Here is an 18,715-nt window from a genome sequence, read left to right on the forward strand (position 1 = left end):
GAATTATGGTTGGTTCAATATTTAGATTTGATGGAACCCGTTCCAAGAGCTATAACATCTGCCACTATTAAAATAGTTATTTGGGTCATTCCTGTTATTTTATTAGTTATAATTAAGGAAAAAAGTAAACCGTTTTCCTATTTACAGTTATATCATAATTTTAGAAAAAGTCTAAAATGGACAGGTTGGGTATCCTTAGCCTTGATACTATTCTATTTTGTAATAAATCTTATCGTTTTAAATAATAATATCGATTTTCAAATAGGATTTAACGGATGGCTTAATACTATTCTATTGGTTGGTATTACTGAGGAAATTGTCTTTAGAGGTTTTTTATTAAGAAAGCTTATGGATTCTTTTAGATTCTGGATAGCAAATACAGTTACAGCTTTACTCTTTGTATCGATTCATTTTCCTATTTGGTTTTATAAAGGTCTGTTTGAATTCCCTTATATTCTAAGTTCCATATTAACAGTTTTTGTGTTGGGTATTATATTTGGGTTTGTATATAAGAAAAGTAATTCTCTTTGGTCAGTAATTATTATTCATTCTTTGTATAATTTATTAGTGTTACTCTTCTACTAGCGGGTGCTTTAGTTGAATAAGACTATACTACGACGACTATTAAACATAGAATCGGATTCAATTTTACAAACAAATCATTTAATAAGCGTTTAAGTGACTAAAATGTCACTTCAATGTCACTTTAATGTCATTTTGGGAAGATACACTAAACCCATCGATGAATTATTAAAGGAGATATTATGGAAGTGAAATTACGGAAACTCCTCTTTGTAGGAACAATTTTGTACACGCTGTTGATATTATATTTTATGTTTTTTGCTTTCAGTAGATTAGATCATTGGAACAACGATTATGGATACACATTTATACTTGTTCCAGAAGGAGTTCCACTTCGATTTCCAAAACTAACTTTTTCATGGGTATACAACTTTGGAAACATTGCTGCCTTTATCCCTTTTGGAGTAGTAATTCCTCTGTTGTATCGTTCCAGTTTTGGGAAGTTCATATCCTTTTTTGTCTTGACGATTCTCGTTCTGGAAACGATGCAGGCTTTAACTCATCTTGGCAGCTTTGATGTAGATGATGTTATATCCAATACATTAGGTGCAGCGATAGGATTTATCGCCTATAAAGTTGGATGTTCTTCAAAAATTTCTTATAAAAAGCTTATTGCTTCAGCCCTATCTATCGGTGTTCTTCTTGTTGGAGTAATCGTGATCTCGGAAACCATCAATTATGTTGTAGCGAAAAGAGAAAGCCCAATTCAAGCATTACACGATGTGAAAGAAATGAATGGAACCATGCCTATGACTGAAAATCTTCCAAGTTTCACCGTGGCAGGCAAGAAAATAGAACCCAAAATGAACGTGTATTACAGTGAAGGAGATAAAAGAAAATCGTACACCTACATCTTGGGTAACAAAAAAGATGTGACGTTTTATTCTTATTTTGGCATTCCAGACAAGGGAGATTCCAAGGGAGAACTCACTATATTGGTAGATGGAAACCAAAGAGTTCATTATCAGTACAATGAACAATATAATAATGGAGCAGAACCTTTAAATATACCATTTTATGACAAGGTGAACGAAATTACGATTATCGTTTCTGGGAACGCTAAACTATGGGACGTTGGATTCAGTGAAATGAAGCATTGGTGGGAGTGAAGAACAAACACGCAACATATAGAAACCGCGATAATCGCGGCAAGGCTGTCAAGAAAGTCTCGACAGCTTTTTTTTATATCATAATCATTTAATACAGTACCGCGTTAATGTTTACAAATGATTGTCCAATACGTTTCGTTGCGTCCGCTCGTGATACGTCCCGGACCACCTAAGAGTATGAGAATACACCAAGCTGGACGCGATTCAGGGCTAAGCGTATATTTTCGTTAAAATGTTGGCGGAGCCCCAACTATAGGATTCTGTGCATATAAGATCTGACCTACAAAATTGGCTTCAAACAATATATGACCAGGGCAAGAAACATAATAATTAAAATGAACATAGGGAGTTGTGAAAATGAAATCTTGCTAAAACATCTAAGGTCGGATGTCGTTTTGTTTACTTCTCCAAATAAAAAGGATCATGTTGTTGATACTTTTGTTTTAAGAACATTGAATGCTGTATATAAAAATAGCTACAAAGATGTTTCTATGCATATTCGTGAGATGTGAGTGACTTTTTTAAGATTTGATGTTCATTCCAAAAATTGGAGATAAGAAGTTGGACTATTTGATGGCGATTTTAGCTTTTGACGATTTATCAAGGTTCCATCTTTTTATATAAAGGAGGGAGAGTGCACTCGACAAATGGGAGAACAGCCTGATACGCAATGTCAACAGAATATTGTCCGAAGGCTACCGACTGAAGGGAATCGTCAAATAGGGTTACACGCATGTTCCGTTACGGCCAATTCGTCGCAACCAGCCTCCAATTATGTCCCGGCCAATGTTGTGGACGGCGCCCCTGCGCCGCAGTGGTTTGAGGACAGTGGAGACACCCCCGACTGGGAAAGACAGGCTGTTTCCTTGGCGTCTGCCGCCGGAATCATTGAGGTGCGTCTGCCGCGGGACCATTTCATGCCAGACGATAAAGCTACGTGGCGGATGTGGTGACGGTACTGCTGAGAATGTTGAATCTTAGGGAGTTGAATCGATTATGAAAGCTTTAATTATTTCGGATATTCACAGCAACGTCAAAGCGCTGGAATCGATCCGCAAGGCAGAATCCGACTGTGACGTGATTTATTGCGCGGGAGATCTTGTAGACTACGGGCCTTTCCCGCGGGAAGTTATCGAATGGGTGCATAAGAACGATGCGAATTGTGTTCGCGGTAACCATGACGACATTATTATCGACCTGTACCGAAACGGCAATAGCGGTCACGATGTGGCGGAGGATGAGATCAAGTGGGCGCATTACAATGCAAGGCTGCTCGGCGAAGCGGAAATTTCCTTCCTCGAAAGCATACCGGTCTACCGCACATTCGAGATGGACGGCTATAGCTATACAATGCAACATCTGTACGAAAACTATTTGACGATTGATAGCTTGCCCAAGTACGATGCTTTCTGGGCGGAACGCAACGTCAGGACAATTGGGGCCAAAGAAGATCGCCGCATTATTTTCGGACATACACATCGCAGATGCATTCATTATTTGAGTGACGACAGTTTGTGGCTGAATCCAGGAAGCGTGTCCTACCGCCGTCGCGACGATCCATCGAAAGAAGCTCACTATTTCACGATTAGTGATGGCAAAATAGCGATGAAAAGTCTTGTCTATGACCGCACGCCTTTGCTCGAAGCGGCACAAAAGTTGCTGTTGAAAGAAGAAGAGATGAAGGTTGCGTACTTCTTTTTCGGGTAAGCGGGCGGCAGAGCAGGCAACAACAATGGGGACGTATCCACGATTTGGTGTCGGGATACGTCCTTTCTCATTTATTGTACACCGGCAGGTTGCGATTTACAGCTGGCAAGGCGGTAATTCCCGCTCATTTTGTGCCTCAGTTTACATTTTTATGATTGCTTCATTTTTTTACACTATGGCATGGGAAACGTATCTTTCATAATAGAGGTTGTGAAGTTGCGGATATGATCCTGAAGAGGCTGCGGTTCATATCCGCCTATTCTATAGGAAGCAGGTGGGAAAATGACTACTATTTATTGGGTATCGAGTAGCGACGAATTGGCGGCAGCCATTGGCCGGGCAGAACCTGGTTCTTCGATCTTGTTGGCAGACGGCGTTTACGAACGGAATGAAGATTATATTATTGAAGGCAAAGTAGGATCGGACACCGCAATATTAAGCATTCGCGCTGTAAATAAAGGAAAAGCGACGATCGCTGGAGAATCAAGTATACGCATCTTGAACTCTGCTTATGTAGAGGTATGGGGACTGCATTTCCAGGTCGGGCAGCGCGAATCTATCATTCTGGACGGTTCGCAGCATGTGAGGATTGCGCGGAATAGATTTGAGCCGCGACAGGTTGGGGCGGAGTATAGCCTGCTGTCAGTGCTGGGAAGCGGCAGCGGCTGGAACCGGATCGAACGCAACGAGTTCGGGCCAAAGGCCGACCTTGGACCGCTCGTTGTTTTTGATGGCGACGGTGAACAAATCTCGCAGCATGATGTCATTGAATATAATTATTTTCATCATATAGGCCCGCGTGTCGTCAATGGGCTTGAAGCGATCCGGCTCGGCCTGTCCGGCATCTCTCTCTCGAACGGCTATATTACCATTCAACACAACCTGTTTGAAAATTGCGACGGAGAGCCCGAGATTATTTCGGTAAAAAGCTGCTATAATACAGTCCGGTACAACACGTTCCTTAACTCCGCCGGCCAAGTGACAGCGCGTCACGGACATGGAAATCGCTTTCATAATAATGTATTTATCGGCGATGGCGTGAAGGAAGAAATGGGCGGATTTCGCATTTACGGCAACGACCATCACATTTTTGAAAACTATATGGAAAACTTGACGTTGGATGCGCTGCTCATTGATGGCGGCAACTACGATGGCGGATCGGACGGCTATCCCGAGGCGCCGACGCAGGAGGAACTGAGGAAACATTGGCGCGTCTATCGAGCCAGCGTAGTGAATAATACGATTGTCAATTGTCGTCACGGCATTACGCTCGGCAAGCGGATTCCTTATGCGCCGGAGCAATGTGTAATCGCTTACAATCGAATATGCGGCAAAGAGCAGCCGGCCATCTATGAATACCGGCCGTCTCCGGCGGTTTGTATTAACAATCATAAAGCGGATGTCGCGGATATTCGTTGTCCGGCTATTCTGACAAGAATTGACGTCGGTCCCGACTCCGACTAAAGCTAACATGGAGGAGAACCTATGGCCCAAACTCGAAACCGGTGGACAATCTATCTGAAGCAGCTCCGGCATAAAAATCGCAGTGTATACATGACCTGGATGCTTTCTTACGTCTCGGTGCTGCTCGTGCCCATTCTGATCAGCGGCGTTATATACGGCGCGACGCTGAACGTTGTAAAGGCTGAAATTAACCGTGCCAACCAATCTATTCTTCTTCAGATGGAGCAAGCCATAGATAGCCAGTTCAAAGGAATCGAGAATCTAAGCCTCGAGGTGAGCCTCAACAGGCGAATCGCAGCATTTATTTCGGCCGATACCAATCTGTCTGATTCGGACCACTACGATGTATACCAAATCGCTAATGATTTGCGCGTATACGAAATCGCTAACGATTTTCTTGAAGGTATTTATATTTACTACAAAAATAGCGATACGGTCATCGCACGCAACAACCGTATGAACATCGAAGCGTTATACGACCATATTCGCCTTGAAGAGCATATGCCCTTCCAGTCGTTACGAGAATATTTTGACCAAGGGTACATTAAAGGCTACCACTCCGTTGTTGTGTCTGAAGAGAATGAGTGGCGGCCAACGGTCATGTATGCCCAAAATGTGAACTCAACAATCATGAATCAACCTGGAGCTGTCTTACTGTTCATGATTGACCGCAGTAAGCTGCTAGAGCAAGCTTCGGCGCCTGAGAAAGGTACGATCTTTATTCTGGATAAAGACAACCGGTTCATTGCGTCTACGGGCGATTCGCTGTCGGAACCTGCTCTATTATACAGCGATATGTCGAAAGAATCGGGGCAACTTGAGATCGAGACTGACGGTCACCGGCTTGTTGCATCCTACACAACCTCATCCATTACGGGATGGAAATATGTGATGACGCTGCCGGAGAACGTATATCACCAGAAAATGAACGTGGTAGAGCAATTGACGATCGCCAGCATCTTGCTTTGCCTTATTGTTGGCGGTGGCGTGACGTATTGGCTCCTCAAACGGAACTACCTGCCGATCCATGCACTGATCCAGAGCTTGTCGTTCAAGGCGGGTTTTACCTTTGATCGCGGCTCCAATGAATACTCCTTTCTAGAGCAGGCGCTGAGCAGCACCTTCCATGAGAAGGAGGAGCTTCATTACAAGCTGAATCAGCATAACAATACACTCAGATCGCACTTTTTGCAGCGGCTGCTGAAGGGGCAACTCGACAGCCATATCCCGTTGCACGAATCTTTCTCAGCCTATGATCTGCGTTTCCCGCTGGGCGGATTTTCTGTTATTTTGCTGCGCATCGAGCACTTCGGCAAGTTCCATCGGAAGGATGAGGATCAGGTCCATAATAAGCGATTGCTGCACTTCCTGATCGCCAACGTGGTCGAGGAGGTCGCTCGAAAGTCAGTAAACGCCTATGCGGTAGAGCTGGACCAGGAGTTGCTCGCCTGCATCGTCAACCATCAGCTTGCATCGCCGACGGAACAGCGGGGGGAGCTGGGGCACATCGCGGAAGAAACGATGTCGTTCATCTCCAATTATGCTCATGTACAGTTGACCGCTGCCATCAGCGCGCAACAGGAGGGCGAATATGGCATCTTCCAGGCGTTCCAGGAAGCGATCGAGGCGATGGAATACCGAATCATTGTAGGTAGCGGGGGCATTATTCATTATGGGGACCTGAGCGGTAACGACAACCTAGGGGCTGCTCCAGGTGGTTATTTTTATCCGCTCAAGGTCGAGCAGCAATTGATCGTTATGGTTCGCGAAGGGCAGCTCGATAAGGCAAAAGCGTTCGTCGGGGAGATCATTCAGAAAAATGTGACGAAGGAGCCGTTTCCTTTTCATACTGCCAAATGTCTCATGTTCGATCTAATGGCTACGCTGCAAAAAGTAATCGGCGAAATCCGCATCGCAGGCAAGCCGGATATGCCTGACGGAGTGCGCGCCATCGAACGCCTGATGCAATGCCAGACGGTAGGGGAGATGCGCAGCCAGCTTTACGATATGCTAGAGCTTCTGTGCGGCTACGTTAATAATAACCGCGAATACTGCAGCAATCCGCTAATCGATAAGGTCATGAAATATGTCAACGAGTATTATCAGGACGAGAACCTGAACATTTCGATGATCGGGGAAGCCTTCTCCATGACGCCGTCGTATGTTTCCAAACTGTTCAAGGAACTTGCCGGCGAATCTCTGCTCGATTATATTAACAAGACGCGGCTGGTGCAGGCCAAATTGCTGCTTATCGGCGGGAAATATACGGTCAGCGAAATATCGCTGAAGGTTGGTTACAACGATGTGAATACCTTCCATCGTATATTCAAAAAATTTGAAGGGATAACGCCCGGGCGCTACAGGGAAGTCAAGTAGCTCTAGGGCTTTTCTTTTCAAGAAAAAGTGGCATACATGCGGTTTTGTTACCCTCATTTTTGAGAAATTGCAGTATATTTTAGGTTTTAACGATAGCTTGCGGCACCGGATTAACGATATGTTGAAAGCGTATTCACACCAACATATTCGAGACGAAAAGAACGGAGGGCACAATGGCGAAAAATCGCAACGTCAAGACTCATAAGAGGCTGCAGCTCACACTGGGGATCGCAATGGTACTTTCATTGTTGTTAACCGCATGCTCCAGTAATGGGGGCTCTGGAAACAAGGATAAGACAGAGCCGACTCAAAGCGCCGTCAGCAATAAGGGCGGCGATGGCGTAAGCAAAGGCAACAAGGGAACGGATATGCCGGTGTATCCGCTGGATACAAAAGATACTTTCTCATACTGGGCTCCAATCAACGGAAACCTGATTACATTTACAACGAATCTGGCGGAAGCGCCGATCGGGAAGGCGATTGCAGAAGCTACCGGCGTGAAAGTGAATTACATCCATCCGACCGAAAGTCAAGCTGAAGAGCAGTTTAATTTGTTGCTGGCTTCCAGCAAGCTGCCGGATGTGCTGGAGTACGACTGGAGTATTTATCCGGGTGGACCGGAAAAGGCGATTTCAGACGGGGTTATCGTACCGCTAAACGATTTGATCGACCAATATGCGCCTAACCTGAAGAAGATGCTGGAAGCTAATCCAGAGCTGGATAAAATGGTGAAGACCGACAGTGGCCAATATTACGTCTTCCCGATGGTGCGAAACGAGGAAGGATTAGTCTTCCGCGGACCAATGCTGCGCAAAGATTGGTTGGATGAGCTAGGGCTGCAATTGCCTGTAACGATAGACGATTGGCATAAGGTTCTGACGGCGTTCAAAGAGAAAAAAGGCGCCGTAGCACCGCTGACGGCGCTATACGCGAACAAAATGAATTTGCAGGACGCGTTCTTCGGCGCATACAAAACATCGCACGGCTTCTATATTGACGACCTAGGCAAAGTGAAATACGGTCCGTTAGATCCGCAATACAAGGATGTTATGACGCTGTTCCGCCAGTGGTATTCCGAAGGGCTGATTGATAAAGACTTCCCGATCGTCGAACGCGACACGCTGGATAAGCGGCTTCTGAACGGTGAGTCCGGCGCGACTGTTTTCCTGCTGGGCGGCGGCATGGGCAAATGGCTGGAGTCCGGTAAAGCCCAAAATCCGGCTTTTGATCTTGTAGCGGCTCCTTATCCGGTATTGAAAGCAGGCGAAAAACCGTTCACCGGACAGCGCGATTTCAAATATAACCCGAAAGCAAGCGCGGCCGTGACGACATCGGCAAAAGACCTAGAAACGATCGTAAAATGGCTGGACTTCGCATTTAGCGAGCAAGGAACCATGATGTACAACTTCGGCGTTGAAGGCGAAAGCTACACAATGGACAACGGCGTTCCGAAATTTACCGATATGATCGTAAAAAACGATAAGTACACTTCACAGCAGATGTTGGCGCAGTATACGGTTCCGAACGGTCCATTTCCGATGCATGAGCAAAAAACGACCAACACGTTCCCACAACAGGACGAGGCGGTCCAGATTTGGTCGGAGACTGATGCGGCGAAACATATTTTGCCCGCGTTCATTACGCCTACTGTAGATGAGAGCAAGAAGGTAGCGCAGACGATGACGGCAATCAACACGTATCTGGAAGAAATGTTCATCAAATTTGTAATGGGCAACGAGCCGCTCGACAAGTTCGACAGCTTTGTGAAGCAGCTGGAAGATATGGGGATTCGTGATGTAATCGATATCTATCAAGGCGCTTTGGATCGCTACAACAACAGATAACTCCATGTATCGTCCCACGGCTGGCTGCAGGCTGCCGTGGGGCAAGGGAATGGTGCAGCCATCCCCTGCTGATAATTCTGGATTTGGATAGGAGGAGTAGGAGATGGCTCAATTGAAGCTGGGACGCAGCAAAGTCACGCATGCCGGTCGTCTGCCGCTTAATATTGCGAAAGACATGGTTAAGAACAAGTATTTGTACATGATGCTTACTCCTGTTTTGTTATATTTCATTATTTTTCATTATTTCCCGATGTACGGTTCGATTATTGCGTTCAAGGATTTTAACCCCCGGCTTGGAATCGGGGGCAGCGCGTGGGTAGGACTTGAGCATTTCAAAGACTTTTTTGGCGGTATGTATTTTTGGCGGGTGTTAAAAAACACTCTGATGATTAGCTTGTACGATCTCATTTTCGGTTTTCCCGCTCCGCTTATTCTCGCCTTGTTGCTTAATGAGGTGAAAAATGCACTGTTCAAGCGTTCGGTTCAGACGATTACTTATTTGCCGCATTTTATTTCGCTTGTCATTATTTGCGGCATGATCAAAGATTTTACGAGCAGTGACGGCGTCATTAACGATATTATCGCATTTTTCGGTGGTGAGAGGGTTACGATGCTGCTGGAGCCGTCTTTTTTCCGGACAATCTTCGTTTCGTCGAATATATGGCAGCATATAGGCTGGGGTACAATTATTTATTTGGCCGCGCTGTCTGCGATCGATCTCGAGCAATATGAAGCTTGCAAGATCGACGGGGGTGGACGCTGGAAGCAGATGCTTCATATTACCCTACCCGGTCTGCTTCCCGTTTTCGTTATATTGCTCATCCTGAACATTGGCCGAATTATGAGCGTTGGCTTCGAGAAAGTTATTCTGTTGTACAACCCGACCACTTATGTGACAGGGGATGTCATTTCCTCGTATGTGTACCGGATCGGGCTTCAAGATTTTCAATTCAGTTTCAGCTCCGCTGTCGGATTGTTCAACTCCGTGATTAACTTCGCGCTTGTTATCGGCTCCAACTGGATAAGCCGGAAGTTGAACAATACGGGTTTGTGGTAGAGGAGGGTTCGCATGCGAGTAAGCTTGGGTGAACATATATTCCGGGTTTGCAATACGCTGTTTTTGTCCGCGCTCATGATTGTAACAGTGTACCCAATTCTATACGTGGCATTTGCTTCATTCAGCGAACCAGCGCTGATGATGGCGCATAAGGGCATTCTTTGGAAGCCGCTGGGCTTCTCGCTTGAAACATATGAGGCGGTATTCAGCAACCCGATGATCCTGCTCGGCTACCGCAACACATTATTTATTGTCATTGTAGGCGTGGCTCTCAATTTGCTGCTTACTTCTTTTGCCGCATACGCCTTGTCCAGAAAAACATTGCAATATCGCAAGCAGCTTACGTTGTTTATCGTATTTACCATGTTTTTCAGCGGTGGATTAATTCCGTTCTACTTGCTGGTCAGAGGGTTGGGCATTACGGACACACTGTGGGCGCTGATCCTGCCTACCGCAATAAGCGCATTTAACCTCATTATCATGCGAACATCGTTCGAGGCAGTGCCGGATGCGCTAGAAGAGTCGGCCAAGATCGACGGCGCCAATGACTTTGGCATTCTGTTCCGCATCTTCCTGCCGCTATGCAAGCCCGTGCTTGCAGTGGTAGGCCTGTATTACGGAGTAAGCCACTGGAACTCCTGGTTTAACGCCATGATCTTCCTTCAGGATCGGTCGCTGTATCCGTTGCAGTTGATCCTGCGAGAAATTTTGATTATTGGCGAGGCAAACTCCATGGCGGAAGGAGCCTCCCAGGATGAGATCATCATATTGGGCGAAACATTGAAATACGCCACGATTATGGTAGCAACCCTTCCGATTTTTTTGGTCTATCCGCTATTGCAAAAATATTTTGTGAAAGGCGCCTTGATCGGTGCCATTAAAGGTTAGAGAAGGGGTGGAATTCAGAGATGAGCAATGAAAATGTGAACCTGAAACCATCCGAGCTGACGGCTTGGTGGGATAAAGTGAAGATTAAAGTTGATCATATGATCGAAGCGGGCTGGACAGAAGCGCCACATGTTTCGGCGGCGGGCAAATATGACCAGATCAAAGTGGATCAGTGGATTTCAGGCTTCTGGCCGGGCATTCTGTGGATTCTGTACGATATGACCGGCGAGCAACGTTATCGGGAGGAGGCGGAGCCTTGGGACGAACGCATGGAGCAATGTTACTTGCGGGACAACCATTTCCACCACGATGTTGGCTTTCAGTTCCTGCCGACATCGGTTATCCGCTACAAGCTGACCGGCGACCCGGACGCTCGGCGGCGCGGCCTGTTCGCCGCCAACTATCTGGCGGGCAGGTACAACCCGGCAGGACAGTTCATTCGAGCCTGGCCCCGCAACCAGACGGGTTGGTCGATCATCGATTCGATGATGAATTTGCCGCTTCTGTTCTGGGCGAGTGAAGAAAGCGATGATCCGCGCTTCAAGCATATTGCGGTCGCCCATGCAGATATGGTGCTTCGCTCATTCATCCGAGGCGACGGCTCGGTGCGTCATATCGTTATTTTTGATCCGGAGACGGGCGAAGTGGAGCGTTATGACGGCGGACAGGGCTTCGCGCCGCATTCGTCCTGGTCGCGGGGCCAAGCTTGGGCGCTCTACGGGATGAGCTGCGCTTACCGCTATACGGGAGAAGCACGTTACTTGAATGCGGCGAAGGGGGTGGCACATTATTTCATCAGCGCGTTGGCGGAAGACGATGTGCCGCATTGGGATTTCCGTGCGGCGACCGACTTGACGGACGAGCCGCGCGACACCTCAGCGGCGAGCTGCGCAGCATCTGGCTTGATCGATATCGCGTCGCAGGTGGCTCCTGAGGAAGCCGCTTTATATCAGCGCGCGGCCACGCGCATTCTTCGCTCGCTGTCGAACAACTACAGTGCGCTCGACAAGCCGGAGTATGAAGGCATCCTGCTCGGCGCAACCGGTCATAAACCAGTCAATACCAACATCAACGTATCGCTGATATACGGCGATTACTATTATATTGAAGCTTTGGCGAAGAGCAAAGGCTGGAGCCAGCATGTTTTTTAAGCGGGGTCAAAGGCCATAATCACGAAGCCGGGAGGACAGGAAGCTCCTCCCGGCTTTCGTATTCTTGAGAGGAGGTGCCGGACGGAACGAAGGGAATGATTCAATAACCATCATTTCATAATGGAAAGGATGAAAATGAATTATGGGAACCAAAAGTATGACGTTCATTATTTTGATCTGTATGCTGGTTGCGTTAATACCAGGAACGGCAAGTGCGGCTGATACAAAGTTCACAATTGGCAGCTCCGACGTGACGGCGAGCGGAGATGACGGCAACGTTCCAGCCAACACGGTGGACGGCGATTTCTTAACACGTTGGTCGGCGAATGGCGACATGCAATGGATCCAGTACGATTTGGGCGTAAATCGCAAATTGTCTTTCATCAAAATTGCATTTCTGAATGGGTCAAGCCGCACTTCTACTTTTGATATTTTGACGTCAATGGACGGTTCCACCTTTACGACCGTCAGCAGCGGAGTTGTGAGCAGCCTTGTGGAAGGTCTGCAAACGTTCGATTTTCCGGATGTCGATTCTACCCGCTATGTGAGGATCGTTGGGCACGGCAATTCCTCCAACCTGTGGAACAGTTATTCTGAAGTTGAACTCTACGGCACCGCGAACGGATCTCCGCCAGGCGCAAGCAAGTTGGCGATTACCTTACCACAACTTATGGCCAGCGGAGATGATGGCAATATCGTCGCATATACAATCGACGGCGATCTTAACACACGCTGGTCAGCGAGTGGCGAAGGGGAGTGGATCCAATACGACCTTGGATCGAGCAAGCGGGTGGAATACGTGAAGATCGCCTTCACCAACGGGGCGGAGCGAACTTTCGCTTTTGATATCCAGACTTCATATGATGGCTACAACTTCAGTACAGTGCTTTCGGGAGCGGTCAGCAGTCTGAGCAACAGCTTGCAGACGTTTGATTTTGCCGATGTTGCCCCCGTCCGCTACGTTCGTATTGTTGGCCATGGCAACTCGGTGAACGCCTGGAACAGCTTTGCCGAGGTCGAAATTTATGGTAGCGATTCAAGCGGCAGCGGTAGCGAAGGGACGGTCGTCGAAGTTAGCACTTCCACGCAGTTGGCTGCCGAGCTTGCAACCGCTACGGCGGGTAAAACGATTGTGTTGGCAAACGGCACGTATTCGCGTACAAGCCCGTTTGCTGTTCAAAACAAAAACGGCACTGCCAACGCGCCAATCGTCATTAAAGCGAAAAGCCGCGGTCAGGCTATCATCTCGGGAGCGTCAGGCTTCCGCATCGAGAACTCCTCGCATGTGGTGCTGGACGGATTAAAGTTTACGAACACAAGCAATGGCGCAGTGGTGTTAGAAGGCTCGCACCATGCGCAACTGACCCGTAATACGTTTGCGCTTCCCAGCTCGGGGAGTGGCTTGATGTGGCTGCAAGTGCGGGGCACGAACAGCCATCATAACCGCATCGACCGGAACGACTTCGGACTGAAGAGCGACACCGAACCGCTGATCGCTTACGAAGGACAGGATGGCTCAGGGCAAATTTCGCAATACGATATTATCGAATACAACTATTTCCATGATGTAGGCCCATGGGTAGCTAACGGCAAAGAGACAATTCGTCTCGGCTTGTCGGGTCTTACGCTCTCCCACGGCTATAATACGATACAATACAATGTATTTCAGAATTGCGATGGAGAGCCGGAAATCATATCGGTCAAGAGCAGCAGCAATTCGGTGCGCTTCAATACATTCCGCACGTCCAAGGGCAGCCTGACGCTGCGGCATGGCCATAACAACAGCGTATATGGTAACTTCTTCCTCGGGGACGGTGTGGAGTCGGATCAGGAAGGCATCCGGATGTTCGGCAATGACCATAAGATTTATAACAACTACTTTGAGAATTTGACTGGCGAAGCAATCTACTTGCCTAACGGAGACTTCGACGGCGGTACTGGAGGCTCACCTCCAAATCCGACGGTCGAACAATTGCGCAAACAATGGAAAGTTTACCGGGCGCTTATCGTCAACAATACGATTGTAAACAGCAAAACCGGTATCGTCATCGGCTCGGGTAAAACGTATGCTCCGCAGGATTCCGTCGTGGCGAACAATATCGTATACAACAACACCGGCACGCTTTATTACGAGGCGGCGACAACAAATACGCTGTTCCAAGGTAACATCGGGTTTGGCAGCACTATTAGCAACATATCGCGCAGCTCGGAGCAGATCCGAAATATCAATCCTCTGCTGACTGCGGTGAACGGCATTCAGAAACTGTCCGCGAGCAGCCCGGCAATTGATGCAGCTGTGGGAACATACGCGTTCGTGCTGGCGGATATGGAAGGTCAAATGCGGGCGACAGTAGATGTGGGGGCAGACGAATATTCCGGCACGCCTCTACTGAATCGCCCGCTAGCGGCCGACGATGTGGGGCTGAATACGCCTTAGGATCGATATATGTGCAAGCATGCCGGCGGTTGGCTCGCTGGCATGACTTTGTCGATCCATTGATGTATGGAGCAGTCCTGTTATTCACTTCATTTGGAAGGATGGGAGACCATGTTTCACAGCAATTATGGAGCAGCGGGAAAAAACGAGGTGACTGTACATGCATACTAGCACAATGTTGCCGGCTCCACGTGGCGGCGGCTTCCGTATGGAAGGTTATTGGGTATGGTGCGGTTCCGTCGTGAAGGGTGAGGACGGCAAATTCCATATGTTTGCCTCGCGCTGGCCGAAGACACTGCCGATGCATCCCGGCTGGATGACGGCTTCAGAGATTGTCAGGGCAGACTCGGATACCCCCGAGGGACCGTACCGATTCTGCGAGGTGGTGCTTCCGGCGAGGGGAGCGGAATATTGGGATGGACGCTGCACGCACAACCCCCATATCGTCAAGCACAACAACAAATATTTGCTTTATTATACGGGTTCGACCCATCCGCTAAGCGATCCAGAGCCGCCCGGGAATTTCGGGTTAACCGATCCTCAATGCATCGTGGCGCGGGCGAACAAACGGGTAGGTCTGGCTATAGCGGACAGCGTTTTGGGCCCCTGGCGCAGAGCGGATGAACCGATATTGCCAACACGTCCCGGCCGATTCGATAGCTTTCTGACCTCCAATCCGGCTCCGTGTGTCAGGGAGGACGGTTCCGTGCTGCTGATCTACAAGGCACGTCACTACGAAGGCAACCTGCATGGCGGTATGACGATTGGCGTTGCGTATGCGGATCACTACGAGGGGCTGTACCGGGTGCTGAGCGACGAGCCGGTGTTTCCTCCAGAGTCCTTCCATATCGAAGACCCTTTTATCTGGCAAACAAACGAGGGATACAATTTAATCGCCAAAGATATGGAAGGGCATCTATGCGGAGAAAAATACGGCGGCATCTACGCCAAGTCGTCGAACGGACTGAAATGGAGCTTGCGTGGGCAGCCGCAAGGCTATTCCCGGACGGTGCGTTGGGATGACGGTACGGTGCAGACGCTGGGCAATCTGGAGCGGCCGTTCCTGTTGTTCCAGAACGGCAAGCCGACTCATTTGTTCGCGGCCGTCTCGGACGGCAGTGATGGTTTTAAGGATGCTTCCGATACGTGGAACATGGTTATACCTTTGAAGCAATGATTCACTGGAGCTGTGGCAAATTATTATCGGATACGGTGATCAAGACTGCAGCTACAAGCTTAAATGCCATTACGTTGGGAGCTTCCCTTGGTGATGGTTTATCTCTCAATGGGGGATACATCAGCTCATATGAAGTGGAATCATATTCGCTTTGCTTGCTTTCATGTTGATTATGATAAAAATTAAAGTTTTTAGTTCAAGAGCCACATAAGACCCTTTTTTGAAGCCCAACAGGCGCTACTATATCGGCAGCCTGTTGGGCTAGATGTATTGTCAAGCCAAGTGCGGGAGCGGACCTCCTTGGAACGCTGTTTTATCGAGTTAGTGCAATACACTTGTGCAGAGTATCTGTTTTAAAAAACTATAAGTGATTCCTTTTTAAGGTTAATGTAAGGTTCCTTTAAAACTCGTGTAAAGTAAGAGCTTTATACTAGTCTTTGTACATACTCGAGAATCTACGATCATGATTAGGAACTTATCATTAGGAGGAGCAACATGAATAAACTTAAACATTGGAATACTAAACTACCGAAGTGCATGATTGCCGGCAGTCTTGTTGTCGCATTAAGTACAGGCCCTGTTTTCGGGACGGGGATAGCGATGGCGGCGAAACCAACGATTCAGAACGATTCGTTGCTAGAAGCCGATGCGGCTGTTCATCAGCTTGCGCGCTATCAAGTAGACGCAAGGCTTGATGAGAAGAAGATGACAATTCACGGTACAGAAACTGTGACCTATCGAAACAACACGAAGGATACACTGGACAATATTGTATTTCACACCTTTGCAGATGCAAACCGTTCAAAGGAAACACAGTCGGGTATGTTCGAAAATTCAAATGAACGAATGGCAAAGGAAAATCCGGATAAGAAACCTGAAGATTTCCTGGGCGGCATTGACATTAACAATGTGAAGTCGTTAGGTCAACCCTTGAAGTTCGATAATACGAATCAGGCACTTAAGGTTGTATTGGGACAAGCATTGCAGCCCGGGCAATCTATCACACTGGAACTTGAATTCGACGTAAAAATTCCTTATGGCTCACAGCGGTTGTCCCATTACAAGAATATCATCAATGGCGCTCATTGGTTCCCTGTGCTTTCGGTCTATAACCCTGCAGATCATACATGGGACAAAACTCCTTACAGCACTACATTTGAATCCGATTATTATGATTCTGCGGATTATCAGGTAACCATGAATGTACCCGCCGATTACCAGATTTCCATGCCTGGAACACTGACCGTACAGGATGCCGAAGCAGGCCGAAAGATGGTAACGGCCACTGCGAATAATACGAGAGAATTTGTCTTCTTCACGAGTCCCGATTTTAAAGTAGAAAGTGTTACACGAGATGGTCTGACCATACAATACTATTACTTTGATAATCAGAAAGACAAAAAACAGATTATCGATCAATATATTGATCAAGCGTTTAAAGTCATTAACTTCTTCAGCGAAAAATATGGTAAATATCCTTATCCGGAGTTCAGAATTGTTGAATCGTACGTTGAAGGGATCGCTGTTGAATTTTCGCGAATGATTCAGATGGGCATGATCGAGGGTCAGCCAGATATTTCAAACCATTCAGCATTTGTCCATGAAATTGCGCATCAATGGTTCCACGCATTAATTGGAAATAATTCCGAGAAGGAATCATTTTTAGATGAAGGATTTGCCGATTTCTCTATGGTATATTTCTATGAGAAACAAGGAAATCCGTTAAATGGATTCAAGGTGATTCAATTCGATGAAGTATCGTTAGATAGTCCGCTTGATGCATCCAATGATAAGGTTGGCGATTCTCCCGACGCTATTTTTTATAAAAAAGGCCGTCAAGCCATCTATGAGTTGTATCGTACGCTTGGCGAAGAGAAGTTTGATAAGTTGATGCAGACATATTTTGACCAGTATGTATACAAAAATGCGACGATCGAAGGACTGCTTCAGGTTGTTGAGAACAAAGCGGGCAAAAAGGTCAGAGATGATTGGGAAGCGGATTTGCGTCAGCCCAATTATTCATTGAAGTCTGAATATCGTCTAACAGCGGACGAGGAAGCCGCTTATATGTACGAGCAATTTAAATCAATATACCATTCAGTGTTTGTGCAGTTTCCAGAGGTTCCGTCTGAAACGATGAGCCGAATTATCGATAAAACGTTGCAGGGCGAGCCGCTAACGATTATCTTGAGTGACCGTTTGACATCGGACAAAGCAACAAAACAACAGGATCAACTGCTCAACCAGTTTCAAGGCTTCTTCCAAATAGCAGGAATAAAGCCAACGATTATAACGGAACGTCAAGTATTAAAAAACAAGCTTAAGAAGGAGCTATGGGACAGTAATATCATTGTCATCGGCAAACCGGATGCGAATGGGTTTGTACAAGCCTTGAAGTCCGGCATCATCAAGCGTGCTGATACAATCGGTTTTAAATGGCAGGAAATCATGAATAAGTCTAATCAATCCGGAGCCTATATTATCAAACATCCGTATAACCAGAATCGTCTCATGTTGCATTATTTTTGGACAGGGGACCAATTGAGTGATCAGACGGAAGATCCATTTATGGCTAAAGCATTGGAATCATTGAATTTTTCAAACCATTTCTATCAATATTATGTTCTGAATAACACAGGTAAGAGTAGCAGCGAACAAAAGATCGAAAATCCGTATGCGAAACTATTTGCAGAATAATAAATGACAGGGCAGTCTTAGTCCCGAGGGAGCTCCATGGTCGTATTTTTTTGTTAACATAATAAGGATTCTCAGGAAAATTTAAAACCGCACAACAGGTGAAAATCTAAAAAACAAACGTTTAAACAAAGCTCGTTGAAAAATATGCAATTGCCTTTGGAAAACCAGCTCTAACCGTGCTCGGAAAACTCGATTGTGCCGCTACAGTATGCACCAGCGGCCAACG

At 47.0% G+C, this 18,715-nt stretch carries 12 protein-coding genes; all 12 read left to right on the forward strand.

Features of this window, described 5'->3' with window-relative positions; genetic code table 11:
• The first annotated feature begins 9 nt into the window (after positions 1-9).
• The 12 genes from NSS87_RS16125 (at position 10) to NSS87_RS16180 (ending at position 18,489) form a co-directional block, all read left to right on the forward strand.
• Positions 10-585 carry a CPBP family intramembrane glutamic endopeptidase gene (locus NSS87_RS16125; RefSeq protein WP_052404303.1) on the forward strand — a complete coding sequence of 192 codons (576 nt, stop codon included), beginning with the start codon at positions 10-12 and terminating at the stop codon, positions 583-585.
• A gap of 179 nt (positions 586-764) precedes the next feature.
• The gene (locus NSS87_RS16130; protein WP_042188463.1) at positions 765-1,691 is read left to right on the forward strand and encodes a VanZ family protein; all 927 of its coding nucleotides are present in this window, start codon (positions 765-767) and stop codon (positions 1,689-1,691) included.
• Positions 1,692-2,687: 996 nt separating this feature from the next.
• Positions 2,688-3,398: a metallophosphoesterase family protein gene (locus NSS87_RS16135; RefSeq protein ID WP_042188466.1), complete on the forward strand. Its 711-nt coding sequence runs from the start codon at positions 2,688-2,690 to the stop codon at positions 3,396-3,398.
• Positions 3,399-3,680: 282 nt separating this feature from the next.
• A complete protein-coding gene (locus NSS87_RS16140; RefSeq protein ID WP_052404304.1) occupies positions 3,681-4,862 on the forward strand; it encodes a polysaccharide lyase 6 family protein in 1,182 nt (393 codons plus the stop codon).
• 21 nt (positions 4,863-4,883) lie between these two features.
• Positions 4,884-7,238: an AraC family transcriptional regulator gene (locus tag NSS87_RS16145; RefSeq protein ID WP_042188468.1), complete on the forward strand. Its 2,355-nt coding sequence runs from the start codon at positions 4,884-4,886 to the stop codon at positions 7,236-7,238.
• Between the two features lie 173 nt (positions 7,239-7,411).
• Positions 7,412-9,082, forward strand: a complete 1,671-nt coding sequence (locus NSS87_RS16150) for an extracellular solute-binding protein (protein ID WP_339241219.1) — start codon at positions 7,412-7,414, stop codon at positions 9,080-9,082.
• A gap of 103 nt (positions 9,083-9,185) precedes the next feature.
• The gene (locus NSS87_RS16155) at positions 9,186-10,139 is read left to right on the forward strand and encodes an ABC transporter permease subunit (RefSeq protein ID WP_042188470.1); all 954 of its coding nucleotides are present in this window, start codon (positions 9,186-9,188) and stop codon (positions 10,137-10,139) included.
• A gap of 12 nt (positions 10,140-10,151) precedes the next feature.
• Entirely contained in the window at positions 10,152-11,027 is an 876-nt protein-coding gene (locus tag NSS87_RS16160; RefSeq protein ID WP_042188472.1) for a carbohydrate ABC transporter permease, read from the forward strand.
• A gap of 98 nt (positions 11,028-11,125) precedes the next feature.
• Positions 11,126-12,178: a glycoside hydrolase family 88 protein gene (locus NSS87_RS16165; protein ID WP_339248591.1), complete on the forward strand. Its 1,053-nt coding sequence runs from the start codon at positions 11,126-11,128 to the stop codon at positions 12,176-12,178.
• A gap of 142 nt (positions 12,179-12,320) precedes the next feature.
• On the forward strand, positions 12,321-14,615 hold the full coding sequence (locus NSS87_RS16170) for a chondroitinase-B domain-containing protein (protein ID WP_339241222.1): 2,295 nt from the start codon (positions 12,321-12,323) through the stop codon (positions 14,613-14,615).
• A gap of 208 nt (positions 14,616-14,823) precedes the next feature.
• Entirely contained in the window at positions 14,824-15,792 is a 969-nt protein-coding gene (locus tag NSS87_RS16175; RefSeq protein WP_339241224.1) for a glycoside hydrolase family protein, read from the forward strand.
• A 495-nt stretch (positions 15,793-16,287) separates the two neighbouring features.
• Positions 16,288-18,489 (forward strand): M1 family metallopeptidase, encoded by a 2,202-nt coding sequence (locus NSS87_RS16180; protein WP_339241227.1) that lies wholly within the window; start codon positions 16,288-16,290, stop codon positions 18,487-18,489.
• Positions 18,490-18,715: the final 226 nt, after the last annotated feature.

This window comes from Paenibacillus sp. FSL F4-0243 (assembly GCF_037963295.1).
Classification (GTDB): Bacteria; Bacillota; Bacilli; order Paenibacillales; family Paenibacillaceae; genus Paenibacillus_AQ.